At 71.5% G+C, this 14,862-nt stretch carries 16 protein-coding genes; 2 read left to right on the top strand and 14 right to left on the bottom strand.

Going from position 1 to position 14,862, the window contains the following annotated elements:
* Window positions 1-28 precede the first annotated feature (28 nt).
* Window positions 29-1,483 (top strand): helix-turn-helix domain-containing protein, encoded by a 1,455-nt coding sequence (locus G567_RS0103880; RefSeq protein WP_028928934.1) that lies wholly within the window; start codon window positions 29-31, stop codon window positions 1,481-1,483.
* A 59-nt stretch (window positions 1,484-1,542) separates the two neighbouring features.
* Window positions 1,543-1,743, top strand: coding sequence for a hypothetical protein (locus G567_RS33890; protein ID WP_147200964.1), 201 nt, complete (start codon window positions 1,543-1,545; stop codon window positions 1,741-1,743).
* 76 nt (window positions 1,744-1,819) lie between these two features.
* On the opposite strand, the gene G567_RS26655 is transcribed toward G567_RS33890, so the two are convergent.
* The 14 genes from G567_RS26655 to folE form a co-directional block, all read right to left on the bottom strand.
* The gene (locus tag G567_RS26655; protein WP_037055612.1) at window positions 1,820-4,369 is read right to left on the bottom strand and encodes an ATP-dependent Clp protease ATP-binding subunit; all 2,550 of its coding nucleotides are present in this window, start codon (window positions 4,367-4,369) and stop codon (window positions 1,820-1,822) included.
* A 183-nt stretch (window positions 4,370-4,552) separates the two neighbouring features.
* Complete coding sequence (locus G567_RS0103865; RefSeq protein WP_028928933.1) at window positions 4,553-5,353, bottom strand: siderophore-interacting protein; 801 nt, start codon at window positions 5,351-5,353, stop codon at window positions 4,553-4,555.
* Window positions 5,354-5,451: 98 nt separating this feature from the next.
* Window positions 5,452-5,799, bottom strand: a complete 348-nt coding sequence (locus tag G567_RS0103860) for a histone-like nucleoid-structuring protein Lsr2 (RefSeq protein ID WP_028928932.1) — start codon at window positions 5,797-5,799, stop codon at window positions 5,452-5,454.
* Between the two features lie 145 nt (window positions 5,800-5,944).
* Entirely contained in the window at window positions 5,945-7,441 is a 1,497-nt protein-coding gene (lysS, locus tag G567_RS0103855) for a lysine--tRNA ligase (RefSeq protein ID WP_028928931.1), read from the bottom strand.
* 56 nt (window positions 7,442-7,497) lie between these two features.
* The gene (locus G567_RS26650; RefSeq protein WP_037055610.1) at window positions 7,498-8,355 is read right to left on the bottom strand and encodes a type III pantothenate kinase; all 858 of its coding nucleotides are present in this window, start codon (window positions 8,353-8,355) and stop codon (window positions 7,498-7,500) included.
* Window positions 8,356-8,357: 2 nt separating this feature from the next.
* Complete coding sequence (gene panD, locus G567_RS26645) at window positions 8,358-8,795, bottom strand: aspartate 1-decarboxylase (RefSeq protein ID WP_037055609.1); 438 nt, start codon at window positions 8,793-8,795, stop codon at window positions 8,358-8,360.
* Window positions 8,796-8,807: 12 nt separating this feature from the next.
* Entirely contained in the window at window positions 8,808-9,686 is an 879-nt protein-coding gene (gene panC / locus G567_RS0103840; protein ID WP_028928930.1) for a pantoate--beta-alanine ligase, read from the bottom strand.
* Window positions 9,683-10,576, bottom strand: a complete 894-nt coding sequence (locus tag G567_RS0103835) for a Rossmann-like and DUF2520 domain-containing protein (protein ID WP_028928929.1) — start codon at window positions 10,574-10,576, stop codon at window positions 9,683-9,685. Before G567_RS0103835 ends, panC begins: the two co-directional genes overlap by 4 nt.
* A 123-nt stretch (window positions 10,577-10,699) precedes the next feature.
* Window positions 10,700-11,983, bottom strand: a complete 1,284-nt coding sequence (locus G567_RS26640) for a PrsW family intramembrane metalloprotease (protein WP_037055608.1) — start codon at window positions 11,981-11,983, stop codon at window positions 10,700-10,702.
* Between the two features lie 40 nt (window positions 11,984-12,023).
* A complete protein-coding gene (locus G567_RS0103825; RefSeq protein ID WP_028928928.1) occupies window positions 12,024-12,479 on the bottom strand; it encodes a DUF3180 domain-containing protein in 456 nt (151 codons plus the stop codon).
* The gene (folK, locus tag G567_RS0103820) at window positions 12,476-12,979 is read right to left on the bottom strand and encodes a 2-amino-4-hydroxy-6-hydroxymethyldihydropteridine diphosphokinase (RefSeq protein WP_028928927.1); all 504 of its coding nucleotides are present in this window, start codon (window positions 12,977-12,979) and stop codon (window positions 12,476-12,478) included. The genes G567_RS0103825 and folK overlap by 4 nt, the downstream gene beginning before the upstream one ends.
* The gene (gene folB / locus G567_RS0103815) at window positions 12,976-13,374 is read right to left on the bottom strand and encodes a dihydroneopterin aldolase (protein ID WP_028928926.1); all 399 of its coding nucleotides are present in this window, start codon (window positions 13,372-13,374) and stop codon (window positions 12,976-12,978) included. Before folB ends, folK begins: the two co-directional genes overlap by 4 nt.
* Complete coding sequence (gene folP, locus G567_RS26635) at window positions 13,371-14,204, bottom strand: dihydropteroate synthase (RefSeq protein WP_051232215.1); 834 nt, start codon at window positions 14,202-14,204, stop codon at window positions 13,371-13,373. The genes folB and folP overlap by 4 nt, the downstream gene beginning before the upstream one ends.
* Window positions 14,205-14,252: 48 nt before the next feature.
* The gene (gene folE, locus G567_RS0103805) at window positions 14,253-14,834 is read right to left on the bottom strand and encodes a GTP cyclohydrolase I FolE (protein ID WP_245585521.1); all 582 of its coding nucleotides are present in this window, start codon (window positions 14,832-14,834) and stop codon (window positions 14,253-14,255) included.
* Window positions 14,835-14,862 lie beyond the last annotated feature (28 nt).

The raw sequence follows: 14,862 nt of genomic DNA, 5'->3' as shown, positions 1-14,862 counted from the left end.
GCCGTCCGCCTGACGTGCAGTGAGGGATATGACAAGCGATCCGGTCGAACGCACCCGGCTGCTGGCCCGAATCCGGGACGCGGTACTGAGCGGCGATGAGACCCCGGCCGTGCCGCGGTCGATCGTGTCCGAGTCCTGGCAGCGTTCGCTTGCCGCACGTGTCGATCCGGAGCGGGACGAGCCGCCGCTGGTCTACCGGTATCGCGAGGTCGAGGAGGTGCGCAGCCACCACCCGCTCGCCCCCGTCCTGCCGCTGCTGCGCGACACCCTGCTCGGCATCGCCGACGAGGCCATGCACATGATGATCGTGACCGACGTGCAGGGGCATATCCTCTGGCGGGAAGGTCACCGCGACGTCCTGCGGCGCGCCGAGCAGGTCGGGATCGTCGAGGGCACCCGGTGGAGCGAGGACTGCATCGGCACCAACGCAATGGGCACGGCGCTCGCCGCCGACAGCGCGGTACAGATCCACTCCGCCGAGCATCTCGTGCGCACCTACCACAGGTGGACCTGCGCGGCCGCACCGCTCCACGACCCCGAGTCCGGGGAGCTGATCGGCGCCGTCGACGTCACCGGGCCGTTGCAGACCTTCCATCCGACGACCTTCGCGCTGGTCATCGCGGCGGCCCGGCTGACCGAGAACCATCTGGCCGCCCGGCTCGCCGTCCGCGACGAGGAGTTGCGGCAACGGAACATGCCGCATCTCGTCGCGCTGCGCGGGGAACCGGGCGCGTTGCTCAGCCCGCAGGGCCGGGTCCTTGCCACGCAGCCCGCCGGGTGGTTGCCCGAGCGGGTCACGCTGCCGCGCGGGGGTGAGCGGGTTCGGCTCTCCGACCACGAGGAAGGGCTGCTCGAACCCCTTGCCGAGGGCTGGCTGCTGCGTGTGCAGCGGCCGGGCACCCGCGCCCTCCCGTCGCTGACGCTGCCGTTTCTCGGAGCCGCGCGGCCCACCGCGCGGCTCGACGGCCGCCGCGTGCAGCTGACCCAGCGACACGCCGAGCTGCTCACCGTGCTCGCCCTGCACCCGGAGGGTCGCACCGCCGACGAGCTGGCCGCCGACCTCTACGGGGACGCCGGCAAGGCCGTCACGGTGCGGGCGGAGATGCACCGGCTGCGGGTCGCGCTCGTGGCCAGCGTGATCCGCACCCAGCCCTACCGGCTGCACACCCGCGTCGAGGCCGATTTCGTGCGCGTCCGGACCGCGCTCACCGCTGGCCGGCGGCGGGAGGCCGCGGAGCTCTATCGCGGTCCGCTGCTGCCGTCCTCCGAGGCGCCCGCGGTGCGCGAGGAGCGGGAACAGCTTGCCGCCGCGATCCGCAACGCGGTGCTGCACCAGGGCGACGCCACCGAGATGTGGGCGCTGGCGCGAACCCCGGACGGCGCGGCCGACGCGGAGCTGGCCGGACAGCTGCTGCGGGTCCTTCCGGCGGCCGACCCGCGCCGCGCCGTGCTCACCGCCCGCACCACCACCCTCCTCCCCTAGCCCCTCCCCGCGAGTCGGTGACACCACGGCGTCACCGTCCCCACCACAACCTGATCCGCATGTTGACGACGACGCCGCGTTCCCTCGCCCGCCCGGATGGCCGGCGGGTCGCGATCTACGACCTGACCCCGCATGCACCGGCAGACGCTCCGGTCGTGTTGCTCTGTCACCCCGCGCCGGGGAGCGGGAGATTCGACCCCGACCCGACGGCGACGGCGCACGCCGCGGTCGGTCAGGCGCACCTCGTCCCTCCCCGGTGACACCGACCGCGGAAACGCGGGGGATGCACAAGGGCCGGCCCGGACGGTGTCCGGACCGGCCCTTGGCGTGAGTGGTCTACTCCTCACCACCACCCGCGGCCATGTCGACCGGCGGGGCGTCGGGGACGGTGACGGCCGGGCGCGGCTCACCGCGGAAGGTGAAATGCGCCTTGTCGTCGGCGGCCCGGGAGCCCTCGGGGGCGTCCGGGTCGATGCCCTCGACGTCGACGATGACGATCTGACCCGGCTCGACCTCGCCGAACAGGATCTTCTCCGAGAGCTGGTCCTCGATCTCGCGCTGGATGGTCCGCCGCAGCGGTCGGGCACCCAGCACGGGGTCGAAGCCGCGGCGGGCGAGCAGGCCCTTCGCGGCCGGGGTCAGCTCGATGGACATGCCCTTGTTGGCCAGCGCCGCCTCGACCCGAGTGATCATCAGGTCGACCATCTTGATGATCTGCCCCTCGGTGAGCTGGTGGAAGACGATGATGTCGTCGATGCGGTTGAGGAACTCCGGCCGGAAGTGCTTCTTCAGCTCGTCGTTGACCTTGTTCTTCATCCGCTCGTAGTTCGACGCCTCGTCGTTGCTCTGGGCGAACCCGAGGCCGACGGCCTTCGAGATGTCCTGGGTACCGAGGTTCGAGGTGAAGATGATGACGGTGTTCTTGAAGTCCACCGTCCGCCCCTGGCCGTCGGTCAGCCGACCGTCCTCCAGCACCTGCAGGAGGGTGTTGTAGACCTCCTGGTGGGCCTTCTCGATCTCGTCGAACAGCACGACCGAGAACGGCTTGCGCCGCACCTTCTCGGTGAGCTGACCACCCTCCTCGTAGCCGACGTATCCGGGAGGAGCACCGAACAGTCGCGACGCGGTGTAGCGGTCGTGGAACTCGCCCATGTCGATCTGGATGAGGGCGTCGTCCTCGCCGAACAGGAAGTTCGCCAGCGCCTTGGACAGCTCGGTCTTACCGACACCGGACGGGCCGGCGAAGATGAACGAGCCGGACGGGCGCTTCGGGTCCTTCAGCCCGGCCCGGGTGCGACGGATCGCCTGCGAGACCGCCTTGACGGCGTCCTCCTGGCCGATGATCCGCTTGTGCAGCTCCTCCTCCATGCGGAGCAGCCGCGTGGTCTCCTCCTCGGTGAGCTTGAACACCGGGATGCCGGTCCAGTTGGCGAGCACCTCGGCGATCTGTTCGTCATCGACCTCCGCGACGACGTCCAGGTCACCGGACTTCCACTGCTTCTCCCGCTCGCTCTTCTGCGCGAGCAGCTGCTTCTCCTGGTCACGCAGGTGCGCGGCCCGTTCGAAGTCCTGCGCGTCGATCGCGGACTCCTTGTCGCGGCGCACCGCGGCGATCCGCTCATCGAACTCGCGCAGGTCCGGCGGCGCGGTCATCCGGCGGATCCGCATCCGCGCACCGGCCTCGTCGATCAGGTCGATCGCCTTGTCCGGCAGGTAGCGGTCGCTGATGTACCGGTCGGCCAGGGTGGCCGCAGCGACCAGCGCCGGATCGGTGATCGTGACGCGGTGGTGGGCCTCGTACCGGTCGCGCAGACCCTTGAGGATCTCGATGGTGTGGGTGACGCTCGGCTCACCGACCTGGATCGGCTGGAAGCGGCGCTCCAGAGCCGCGTCCTTCTCGACGTACTTGCGGTACTCGTCGAGCGTGGTGGCACCGATCGTCTGGAGCTCGCCGCGGGCGAGCATCGGCTTCAGGATCGACGCGGCGTCGATCGCGCCCTCGGCGGCACCCGCACCCACCAGGGTGTGGAGCTCGTCGATGAACAGGATGATGTCGCCGCGCGTGCGGATCTCCTTGAGCACCTTCTTCAGGCGCTCCTCGAAGTCACCGCGGTAGCGCGAGCCGGCGACCAGTGAACCCAGGTCGAGCGTGTAGAGCTGCTTGTCCTTGAGCGTCTCGGGCACCTCGCCCTTGACGATCCCCTGGGCGAGACCCTCGACCACGGCGGTCTTGCCGACGCCGGGCTCGCCGATCAGCACAGGGTTGTTCTTGGTCCGCCGGGACAGGACCTGCATGACCCGCTCGATCTCCTTGGCCCGGCCGATGACCGGGTCCAGCTTGCCCTCGCGGGCCTGCTGGGTGAGATTGCGGCCGAACTGGTCGAGCACCAGCGACGAGGACGGGGTGCCCTCGCCGCGGCCCGTCGAGGCCTCGGCGGGCTCCTTGCCCTGGTAGCCGGACAGGAGCTGGAGCACCTGCTGGCGCACCCGGTTGAGGTCGGCACCCAGCTTGACCAGCACCTGCGCCGCGACGCCCTCGCCCTCGCGGATCAGGCCGAGCAGAATGTGCTCGGTGCCGATGTAGTTGTGGCCGAGCTGCAGCGCCTCACGCAACGAGAGCTCGAGGACCTTCTTCGCCCGCGGTGTGAACGGGATGTGGCCCGAGGGGGCCTGCTGCCCCTGACCGATGATCTCCTCGACCTGCTGGCGGACGCCCTCCAGGGCGATCCCGAGCGACTCGAGCGCCTTGGCTGCCACACCCTCGCCCTCGTGGATCAGGCCAAGGAGGATGTGCTCGGTGCCGATGTAGTTGTGGTTGAGCATCCGGGCCTCTTCTTGGGCCAGGACGACAACCCGCCTCGCTCGGTCGGTAAACCTCTCGAACATGTGCACTCCTTGCCTGCTGCGCCCTCGTGCGGCGCGCGCTGCACCGCGGACGCCCCATACCACTGTATCGGGCGAGCGGCCTCTACCGCCTCCAGTGCGCGCGCTCGGCGCACACGGTAGAAGTCAACACGGTCCCACGCCTTGGGATTCCCGGCGAGCCCCCAGAAATGGTTCGGGGCCGATTCAGCCGGCCGTCATCGGTTCCGGTGCCGCTCGCTCGACGGGCTTGTCCTGGCAAAGCCCGTCCTCGTCGCGGCCGAGGCGCCAGTATCCGGAGATCGACAGCGCGTCACGGGGGATGCCGCGCTCGGCGAGCAGATGCCTGCGCAGTTGCTTGACCGCACCCGCCTCGCCGTGCACGAACGCGTGCACGTCACCCGGCCGGAACGGCAGCGCGGCCACGGCGTCCGGGAGCCGCTCGGGGCGGTGTAGCCAGGTGATGCGCGCGTCACCCGGCGAGCTCAGGTCCTGGTGCTCCTGCGGGCCGTCGACCTGGAGGATCGCCGACACCGGGACGCCGGCGGGGATCCGTTCGAGTGCCGCGGCGATGGCGGGTAGCGCGGCCTCGTCCCCCACCAGCAGGTGCCAGTCCGCGTCGGCCCGCGGGGCGTAGGCCCCGCCGGGGCCCAGCAGGCGCAGCCGGTCGCCGGGTCGCGCCGTCGCGGCCCATGGACCGGCCAGCCCGCTGTCGCCGTGGTGGACGAAGTCGATGGTCATGGTGCCCGCGGCGCGGTCGATAGCGCGGACGGTGTAGGTGCGGGTGCGTGGCCACTGCGACCGCGAGAACGTGCGGCGAACGAGATCGAGATCGAGCGGGTCGGGATAGGCGACCCCCGGCCGCGGGAAGATGATCTTTATGTGGCGGTCGGTGTAGTCCGTGTCGGGAAAGTCCGCCAGATCCGCCCCACCCGCGACGACGCGGATCATGCGCGGGCTGAGCCACTCCGTCCGCACGACCCGCAGGCTGGTGAGTCTGCGACCCATCGCCCCCTCCTTGCCGGCGCGAGCCCCAGCCTAGGCGGAGCAGACGCCGCGGGGCCCGCCGGGTTGAGCCGGCAGGCCCCGCGGAGCGCGCCCCGCACTCAGTTCTCCTGGTGATACGCCTCCAGCACCTCGGCCGGGATCCGGCCACGGTCGGAGACCTTCATCCCGCGCTTGCGCGCCCAGTCGCGAATCGCCTGGTTCTGCTCGCGGTCGATCGAGGGGCGACGGTTCGCGCCACTCGACGCACTGCCCGACGATCCGCGGCGCCGCAGCCCGGAACGGCGAGCGGCCGCGACATACGCCGCGAGTGCATCTCGCAGTTTTCCGGCATTGCCCTTCGACAGGTCGATCTCATAGTTCTTGCCATCGATCCCGAACTCGACGGTCTCCTCGGCGGGCTCGCCGTCCAGATCGTCGATGAGCCTGATCTCGCGGATCTGCGCCACCGCCGCAGCCCTCCATGCTCGAATAGTCAGTAACGACACGCGGCGAGGCCGCGAATTGAAGCGTATCTCTATTGCATCGGCGCTGTCGAGGCAACCCCCCGATCCGCCGGGAACGAATTGGCCCGAGGATCGGAGGGGACCTGGATCACTCCGGTCGCACCAGCGGGAAGAGAATCGTCTCGCGGATCCCGAGCCCGGTCAGGACCATGAGGAGGCGATCGATCCCCATTCCCATACCTCCGGTAGGGGGCATTCCGTACTCCATAGCACGCAAGAAGTCCTCGTCGAGCTGCATCGCCTCGGCATCGCCCGCCGCCGCCAGCAAGGACTGCGCGTTCAGCCGCTCCCGCTGCACCACCGGATCGACGAGCTCGGAATACGCCGTGGCTAGTTCGGTGCCGAAGACGATGAGGTCCCAGGCCTCGGCCAGCCGCGGGTCGCTGCGGTGCTGCCTGGTCAAGGGGCGCACCTCGACCGGGTAGTCCCGCACGAAGGTCGGCTTGATGAGGGTGTGTTCGACGAGCTTCTCGAAGAGTTCCAGTATGATCTCGCCGGCCGACCATGAATCCTTCAGCTCCACGTCATGTACCGCGGCAAGCTTCCGCAGACTTTCCGCGGGGGTCTCCACGCTCACGGCCTCGCCGACCGCTTCCGAGACCGCCTCGTGCAGCGTGACGGAACGCCATGGGCCGGCCAAGTCATGTTCGGACCCGTCCGCGTGACGAACAACGGTGGATCCGAACACAGCGTGTGCGCTGGCCAGCACCAACTGCTGGGTCAACTCGGCCATGTCGTCGTAGGTGGCGTAGGCCTGGTAGGCCTCCAGCATCGCAAACTCGGGCGAATGGGTCGAGTCGATACCCTCGTTGCGGAACACCCGGTTGAGCTCGAAGACACGCTCGATCCCGCCGACCACGGAACGCTTCAGGAACAGTTCCGGGGCGATCCGCAGGTACAGATCCGTATCGAGTGCATTCGACCGCGTGACGAACGGACGCGCCGTAGCGCCGCCGTGGAGCAGCTGCAGCATCGGGGTCTCGACCTCGATGAAACCGCGTTCGTCGAGGGCGTTGCGCAGGGTGCGCAGGACCCTGGCGCGGGACCGGACCATGTCCCGGGCCTGCGGCCGCACGATGAGGTCGGCATAGCGTTGCCGGACCCGGGTCTCCTCGGACAGTTCGCGATGGGCCACCGGCAGCGGCCGGATGGCCTTGGACACCATCTGCCAGCGGTCGGCCGATACCGACAGCTCGCCCCGCCGGGAGGTGATCACCTCACCGTGCACGAGGACGTGGTCGCCGAGATCGACCATCAACTTCCAGCGGGCCAGCTCGTCGCCACCCACGTTCGCCAGGCTCAGCATGGCCTGCAGCTCGGTGCCGTCGCCCTCGCGCAGCGTCGCGAAACAGAGCTTGCCCGTGTTGCGCAGGAAGATGACCCGGCCCACGACGGCGACCTGCTCGCCCGTTGCCGTGTCCACCGGCAGATCCGGATGGGCTTGGCGAACCTCACGGAGCGCATGCGTGCGATGCACCTCGACGGGATAGGCCTCGGCGCCCGATTCGAGCAGCTCGGCCCGCTTGGCCCGGCGCACCCGGATCTGCTCGGGAAGGGCCTCGTCGCCGGGATGCTCGTTGGTCACACCGACCAAGGTTAGCGACGTGGCCCAGGCCCTTCCGCGCCGGGACGGCCGTCGGCCTATCGGGCGACCCGGCCGGAGACCCGCGCCGCCGGTACGGGGTTCGCACCGTTTCTGACCGCAGCGCCGCCGATGTTGCGCAGGTACGTCAGCCGCAGCCCGATCAGGGTGAGATCGGGAACGAACTGGGTGATTGTCGACGACTCGCCCTCCATCAGCGGGGCGAGCCCGCCGGTCGCCAGCACCGTCACCGGCCCCGCCTTCGGCCCGAGCTCGTCGAGGATGCGGCCCACCAGGCCGTCGACCTGTCCGGCGAAGCCGTAGAGCACCCCGGACTGCAGGCATTCGACCGTGTTCTTGCCGATCACGGAGCGCGGCCGGACGAGCTCGACGGTTCGCAGCGCCGCCGCCCGGGTGGCCAGTGCCTCCAGCGAGATCTCGATTCCCGGCGCGAGCGCACCGCCGAGGAACTCACCGCGCCCGGAGACGACGTCGATATTGGTCGAGGTGCCGAAATCGACCACGATGCACGCGGTGCCGAACAGTCGGTGCGCCGCGAGCGTGTTGACGACCCGGTCGGCCCCGACCTCACGCGGGTTGTCGACGAGCAGCGGCACGCCGGTGCGCACCCCCGGCCCGACGACGACCGCGGGTATCCGCGAGCCACCCCGGTCGAGCAGCAGCCGCAGCTCACGCAGCAGCGCCGGCACCGTGGACAACGCCGCGATGCCCGTGACGTGGGCGGCATGCTCGCCGAGCAGCCCGCGGATCGCGACCTCCAGCTCGTCGGCGGTCATCCGGGAGTCGGTGCGCATCCGCCAGTCGTGTACCAGCTCCGGCCGGACCACGTCGCCGGGAACGTCCGGGTAGAGCCCCAGCGCGATCTGGGTGTTGCCGACGTCGATGCACAGCAGCATGGCTACGGGACGAGCTCGACCGAAGGCGGCCTGGTGATCGCCCCGGACCGCAGGCCGGAGCCCGCCGGGGCGTGCGCCGGGTCGGTGCCGAGTTCGACGATCCGGTTGTGCTCGTCGACGAACACCACCTGGGGGTCGTACGCCCGCAGCTCGGCCTCGTCCATCATCGCGTAGGAGATGAGGATGACCAGGTCACCGGGGTGGACGAGATGTGCGGCCGCCCCGTTGATACCGATTACGCCGCTGCCGCGTGGACCGGGGATCACATAGGTCTCCAGCCGGGCCCCGTTGGTGATGTCGACGATCGCGACCTGCTCGCCCTCCAGCAGGTCCGCGGCCTCCATCAGGTCGAGGTCGACGGTGACCGAGCCGACGTAGTGCAGGTCCGCCTGCGTCACGGTCGCGCGGTGGATCTTGGACTTCATCATCGTGCGGAACATGCATTCTCCCCGCTACAGCTGGACCGGGACGTTGTCGATGAGGCGGGTGCCGCCCAGCCGGGCGGCCGCCAGTAGCCGGGCGCGGCCGGAGGCCGGTGTCGGCCCGAGCTCCGGATCGCGAAGCTCGAGGTACTCCACCTGCAGCGCGGGCTCGGTCGCCAGCACCGCCCGGGCCCGTTCGAGGACGGCGTCGGCGCCGCGGGCGCTCACCGACGCACCCTCGGTGAGCGCGCGGGCCAGCGTCGCGGCCCTGGCCCGATGGTCGGGTGAGAGGTAGGCGTTGCGCGACGAGAGCGCGAGCCCGTCCGGCTCGCGGACGGTCGGCACACCGACCACGGCGAGGGGGAAGTCCAGGTCGTGCGCCATCTTCCGGATCAGGACGAGCTGCTGGTAGTCCTTCTCGCCGAACAGCGCGACATCCGGGCCGACGATGTGGAACAGCTTGGCCACGACGGTCAGCACGCCCGCGAAGTGACCAGGGCGGACGGCGCCCTCGAGCTCGTCGGCCAGCGCGTTGGCGACCACCCTGGTATCCGAGCCGGGTGGGTACATGTGCTCCACCCCGGGGGTGAAGACCAGCTCGACGCCCTCCTCGCGGCAGGCTTCCAGGTCGTCCTCGAGCGGGCGCGGATAGCGCTCCAGATCCTCGTCCGGCCCGAACTGCAGAGGGTTGACGAAGATCGACACGGCCGTGACGACCGCGCCCGGCACGCGGCGCGCGTGCCGGATCAGCTCGCGGTGGCCCTCGTGCAGGGCACCCATCGTCGGCACCAGCACGATCTTGCGTCCCGCCCCGCGCAGCGCCCTGGTCACCGCCGTCAGCTGGGCGGGTTCGCGGTGGGTGGTCAGCTGGCCGGCGCGGTAGCCCCCGGCGGCCGGGGCGGTGATCATCGGTCCTCCCGTAGGGTGGTGAGCACGTCGGAGGCGGCGTGCGCGGGCAGCAGGCCGGCGGCCTCGGCGCGGTGCGCGGTCCGCGCGGCCAGCACCCGGTAGGTTTCGGCGAGATCCGGGTCCCGGGCACCGAGCTCGCGCAGATGCAGGCGCACGGTGCCGCTGTCGCCGCGGGCGACCGGCCCGGTGAGCGCGCGGTCGCCGTGCCGCAGGGCGTTGTCCAGGGCCGCCGACAGCAGCGGCCCGATCAGCCGTTCCGCGGGCCGGATGCCGGCCTGCTCCAGCGCGTCGGCGCAGTCGCGCACGAGCGTGACCAGATGGTTCGCGCCGTGGGCGAGGGCGGCGTGGTAAAGGGGACGGACGGCCGCAGGCACCCGCACCGGTTCCGCGTTCATCTCGACGACGAGCGCCTCCCCCACGCTCCATGCCGCCTCGTCATCGGCCGCGGCGGTGACGCTGACGCAGCACGAGGCGAGCCGCTCGACGTCCTCGGAGCGGCCGGTGAACGTCATGACCGGATGCAGGGCCAGCGGCAGCACGCCGTACTCGACCGCCGGATCCAGCACCGCGACACCGTGCGCGCCCGAAGTGTGCACGACGATCTGGCCGGGACGGAAGCAGCCGGCCGCGGCGAGCCCGCGGACCAGGCCGGGCAACACGTCGTCCGGGACCGCGAGCAGCGCGAGATCGGCCCGCTGCACGACCTCGTCGGGGGGCAGCAGCGCGACACCGGGCAGCAGGGTCTGCGCGCGGTGGACCGAAGCCCGGGACACGCCCGAGACGGCCACGACATGGTGTCCGGCGGCCGCCAACGCCGCCCCCACGACGGATCCGACACGGCCGGCGGAGACCACTCCGACGGCCAGCCGAGCAGGCCGGCCTGCACTCATCCCGCGCTCCTTGCTCGTTCCAGTCCCTGCCGGGGTACCAGACGAGGTGTCGACGAATCGCTAGCGACGCGGAGGAAAGATTAAAACGCGGCAGGGGGCCTCGGCGACGGCCCGTGATGGGGTTCACCCAGCGGTCGGGCGGCCGCCGCCACCGCCCGGCGGGCGGTATCCGGGGGGCGGACCGTACCCCGCGCGGTATCCGGCCTGCGAGGGCGGGGCCCAGCCGGGGGGAGGCTGTTGCCGGCGCCACGCCGCGGCGAGCGCGTCGGGCATCCCGATCGCCCGTGCCCGCGCCCGGAACAGCTCGGCGAGCATCTCGTCGTGCCGCCGGCGGGCGTCCCCGCGCACCGTGCCGCGGGAGATCCGGCGGCGCAGGAAGGCGAGCTCGGTGACGGCGGCCTGGTAGTCGGCGACGGCCGCGGCGGCGGCCCGCCCGGAGCGCTGGCGGACGGCGGCCCGCCAACCGCGGCGGCCGGCGAGACTCGCCAGCAGCGGCATCTCGCTCGGTGCGATCCACCCGGACTGGACGAACCCGGGCAGCTGCTGCGCCACGACCCGCTGCTCGTGGCGCCGCTGCCACAGCACCAGCGTGATCACCGCGAGGAACAGCGGCACCATGACGAAGCCGTAGACGCCGACGAAGGCAGCCCCGTCGCCGAGGATCGCCGCGCCGTTCCAGAGCCCGTGCAGCACGACGGCGACGAGGTAGCCCGCGACCACCGCCAGGACCCGCACCACCGCGCTACGGCTGGTCGCGGCGATACCCGCGCCGATCCCGGTCATCGCGGTGAACAGGGGATGCGCGAACGGCGAGAACACCCCGCGCAGCAGCAGCACGGCGAGCACCCCGCCGCTCTGCCCGATCACCCCGTCCTCGGCGAACGCCCGCCCGATGTAGAGGATGTTCTCGGTGAAGGCGAACCCGGTCGCGACCAGGCCCGCGTACACGACGCCGTCGACGATGCCGTCGAACTCACGGCGCCGGAACACCAGGAGCCCCACCAGGAACAGACCCTTGAGCCCCTCCTCGACGAACGGTGCGATGATCGCGCCCCCGACGACGTCGGCCCTACCCCGGCCGAGCAGCTGATCGGCCGCGTACATGGCGCTGCTGTTGATCAACAGAGCGGACAGCGCGGCGAACCCCGCGCCCCACAGGAACGCCACCAGCAGCAACCGGGGCGGTTCGGGCTCCCAGCGATCGATCCACAGGAAGGTCGCCACTACGGGCCCGACCGGCAGCAATGCGCACAGCGCACCGGCAATGACCGCCCCGGGCCCGACCTGCGAGCCGACGATGCCGACCACCGCCAACCCGCAGATGCCGAGCACGACGAGGCCGGCGACGGGGGCCAGCACGCCGCGACGCCGCCGGGTGCGGGCGGGCATCGGGATCGACTGGGCCATATGCGGGAGCCTACGGGCGGTCACCGCCGCGCGGCTCGGGTCATGGTTCCGCGGACGAATCGTCGTCCGGGGTGCGACAGCAGTGCTCCAGCCACAGCGCGCCACCGACGAGGCCGAGCGAGCACGCCAGCCCGACGCCGGCCGCCACCGCATCGCCGGCCGCGGCCGAGATCTCGCCGCTCATCGGCAGCACGTAGGCCAGCAGGCCCGCCCACAGCCCGGCGACGAGCGCTCCGCCCCGGGCAGACGCCTGCGCCACCAGCACCGCTCGCGCGGCGACCAGCGGCTGCACCGGTCTGCTCCCCGGACGGCGCTGGATCCGGGCGCGCAGCAGGTTGCCCGCAATCACCTCGGCGAGGCCGAGCACGCCCAGGGTGGCCCCGGCCGGAACCGGGAACGCCGGAAGCGAACCGTAGGTCATCCGCACGAGCAGATGCCCGATCACCGCCGCCACCGCCGCCATGGCGAGCAGATCGCGGATCCGGGTCGGCTTCATCGTGCGGGCGTCAGCGACAGCTCGTCGCGGCGGCGCATGGTCCCGACGTCGCCGGCCGGGAGCGTGTCGAGCAGCTCCCGTACCGGGCCGTGGCCGGGCAGCACCGCGGCGGGCTCGATATCGAGCCAGGGGACGAGGACCGTCGCCCGCTGCGGTGTGCCGGGATGGGGCAGCAGCAGTTCCGGGTCGTCGCTGACCACGCCGTCCACGGTCACGACGTCGACGTCGAGGGTGCGGGGACCCCAGTGGACGGTTCGGACCCGCCCCGCCGCCTGCTCCAGCCGCTGCCCGCGACGCAACCAGCCCCAGGCGCCGGTGTCCGGATCGTCGACGATGACCACGGCGTTGAGAAAGTCACCCTGCGCGACCCCGCCCCACGGTGCGGTCTCGTAGACCGGGGAGACCGCGACGAGGACGCCGGCCAGGTCGTCGACGACCGAGCGGAGATGCCCGAACCGGTCGCCGAGGTTGGAGCCGAGGCTCAGCACGGCGCGGCTCATCCCGACTCGCTCGCGGAAATACCCCGACTCGCGGGGGCGCGGGTGCGGGACACCACCACCGCGACGTCGGTGAACTGCAGCGGGATCGGCGCCTGCGGCTTGTGGATCGTGACCTCGACGGCGCTCAGCCGTTCATCGGCGAGCACCGCGTCGGCCACCCGGCCGGCGACGGTCTCGATGAGCTTGCACGGCGGGCCCCCGACGATCTCGGCAGCCCGGCGGGCGAGCTCGCCGTAGTCGAGGGTGTCGGCGAGATCGTCGGACGCCGCCGCGGCGCGCAGGTCGAGCCAGACCCTGACGTCGACGAGGAAGTCCTGACCGTCGCGGCGCTCATGGTCGAAGACACCGTGGTGACCGCGCACCTTCAGCCCCGTCAGCACGATGCGGTCGGTCATCGGCCGCCCCGCGACGCGACGCTGCGATCAGGCGCGGCCCCGAACCGCCACGCGGTGGTCACCGCAGCCGCGTCCCGGGAGGAGCCGACGTCATGCACCCGCACCCCCCAGGCCCCCGCGTTCGCCGCCAGCGCGGTGATCACCGCAGTGGCGACCTCGCGGCCGTCCGGTGGGCGGACGGTGCCGTCCTCCGTGGCGAGCAGGTCGCCGAGGAAGCGCTTGCGCGAGGCCCCGACGAGCACCGGGAAACCCAGCGCCACCAGCACGTCGAGCCTGCGCAACAACGCCCAGTTGTGCTCGCCGGTCTTGGCGAAACCGAGCCCGGGGTCGATGACGATCCGCGCCGGGTCGACCCCGGCCAGCACCGCGGCATCGGCCCTGGCGACCAGTTCGGCCCGTACCTCGCCGACGACGTCGGCGTAGCGGGCCAGCTCGTGCATCCGGTCGCTGTGCCCGCGCCAGTGCATGAGAACCCACGGCAGCCCGGCGTCGGCGAGGACCGCGGCCATCCGGGGATCGGCCAGCCCGCCGGAGACGTCGTTGACCACCGTGGCCCCGGCCTCGATCGCGGCCTGCGCCACCTCGGCGCGGGTGGTGTCGACGCTCACCCGGACGCCCTCGGCGACCAGGTCCCGGATCACCGGGACGACGCGGTCGCATTCGACCTGTGCGGACACCCGGTGCGCGCCGGGCCGGGTCGACTCGCCGCCCACGTCGACGAGGTCGGCGCCGGCATCGCGCATCCGGACCCCGTGGCCGACGGCGTCGTCGCGGTCGAGGTAGCGGCCGCCGTCGGAGAACGAGTCCGGCGTGACGTTCAGGATCCCCATGACCGCGCACCGACCCGGACGGGGCAGGCCCTGTCTCACGGCCACCGGTCAGCCGCCCCGGATCAGCGCCAACGCCTCGGCCCGAGACGACGGCGAGGTCTGGAAGAGTCCGCGGACCGCCGATGTCGTCGTGCGCGCACCGGGCTTGTTGATGCCGCGAATCGCCATACAGAGATGTTCGGCGTCGATGACCACGATCACCCCGCGAGGCTCGAGCTTGCGCACGATCGCGTCGGCGATCTGCCCGGTCAGCCGTTCCTGCACCTGTGGGCGGCGCGCGTAGTTCTCGACCACCCGCGCGATCTTGGAAAGCCCGGTGACCCGCCCGCTCTTGTTCGGGATGTACCCGACGTGCGCGAAGCCGTGGAAGGGGACCAGATGATGTTCGCAGGTCGAGAACAGCGGGATCTCCCTGACCAGGATGAGCTCCTGGTGGTCCTCGTCGAAGGTCTTGTCCAGCACCGAGTCCGCGTCGACGTAGAGGCCCGCGAAGATCTCCTCGTAGGCCCGCGCGACCCGGGCCGGGGTCTCGCGCAGGCCCTCGCGGTCCGGATCCTCCCCCAACGCGACCAGCAGTTCCCGGACGGCCGCCTCCGCACGCGGGCGATCGACGCGCCGGCGACCATTCACCCCGGCCGGGACCGGGGTGAAATCGCCG

It is taken from the genome of Pseudonocardia asaccharolytica DSM 44247 = NBRC 16224 (assembly GCF_000423625.1).
Classification (GTDB): domain Bacteria; phylum Actinomycetota; class Actinomycetes; order Mycobacteriales; family Pseudonocardiaceae; genus Pseudonocardia; species Pseudonocardia asaccharolytica.
The sequence above is the reverse complement of the archived record's forward strand: the minus strand, read 5'-3'. Positions and strand labels throughout refer to the sequence as shown.

Coding starts and splice junctions, on each gene's coding strand:
- G567_RS0103880 (WP_028928934.1), top strand. CDS start 29: ATGACAAGCGATCCGGTCGAACGCACCCGGCTGCTGGCCCGAATCCGG.
- G567_RS33890 (WP_147200964.1), top strand. CDS start 1,543: ATGTTGACGACGACGCCGCGTTCCCTCGCCCGCCCGGATGGCCGGCGG.
- G567_RS26655 (WP_037055612.1), bottom strand. CDS start 4,369: ATGTTCGAGAGGTTTACCGACCGAGCGAGGCGGGTTGTCGTCCTGGCC.
- G567_RS0103865 (WP_028928933.1), bottom strand. CDS start 5,353: ATGGGTCGCAGACTCACCAGCCTGCGGGTCGTGCGGACGGAGTGGCTC.
- G567_RS26650 (WP_037055610.1), bottom strand. CDS start 8,355: ATGCTGCTGTGCATCGACGTCGGCAACACCCAGATCGCGCTGGGGCTC.
- panD (WP_037055609.1), bottom strand. CDS start 8,795: ATGTTCCGCACGATGATGAAGTCCAAGATCCACCGCGCGACCGTGACG.
- panC (WP_028928930.1), bottom strand. CDS start 9,686: ATGATCACCGCCCCGGCCGCCGGGGGCTACCGCGCCGGCCAGCTGACC.
- G567_RS0103835 (WP_028928929.1), bottom strand. CDS start 10,576: ATGAGTGCAGGCCGGCCTGCTCGGCTGGCCGTCGGAGTGGTCTCCGCC.
- G567_RS26640 (WP_037055608.1), bottom strand. CDS start 11,983: ATGGCCCAGTCGATCCCGATGCCCGCCCGCACCCGGCGGCGTCGCGGC.
- G567_RS0103825 (WP_028928928.1), bottom strand. CDS start 12,479: ATGAAGCCGACCCGGATCCGCGATCTGCTCGCCATGGCGGCGGTGGCG.
- folK (WP_028928927.1), bottom strand. CDS start 12,979: ATGAGCCGCGCCGTGCTGAGCCTCGGCTCCAACCTCGGCGACCGGTTC.
- folB (WP_028928926.1), bottom strand. CDS start 13,374: ATGACCGACCGCATCGTGCTGACGGGGCTGAAGGTGCGCGGTCACCAC.
- folP (WP_051232215.1), bottom strand. CDS start 14,204: ATGGGGATCCTGAACGTCACGCCGGACTCGTTCTCCGACGGCGGCCGC.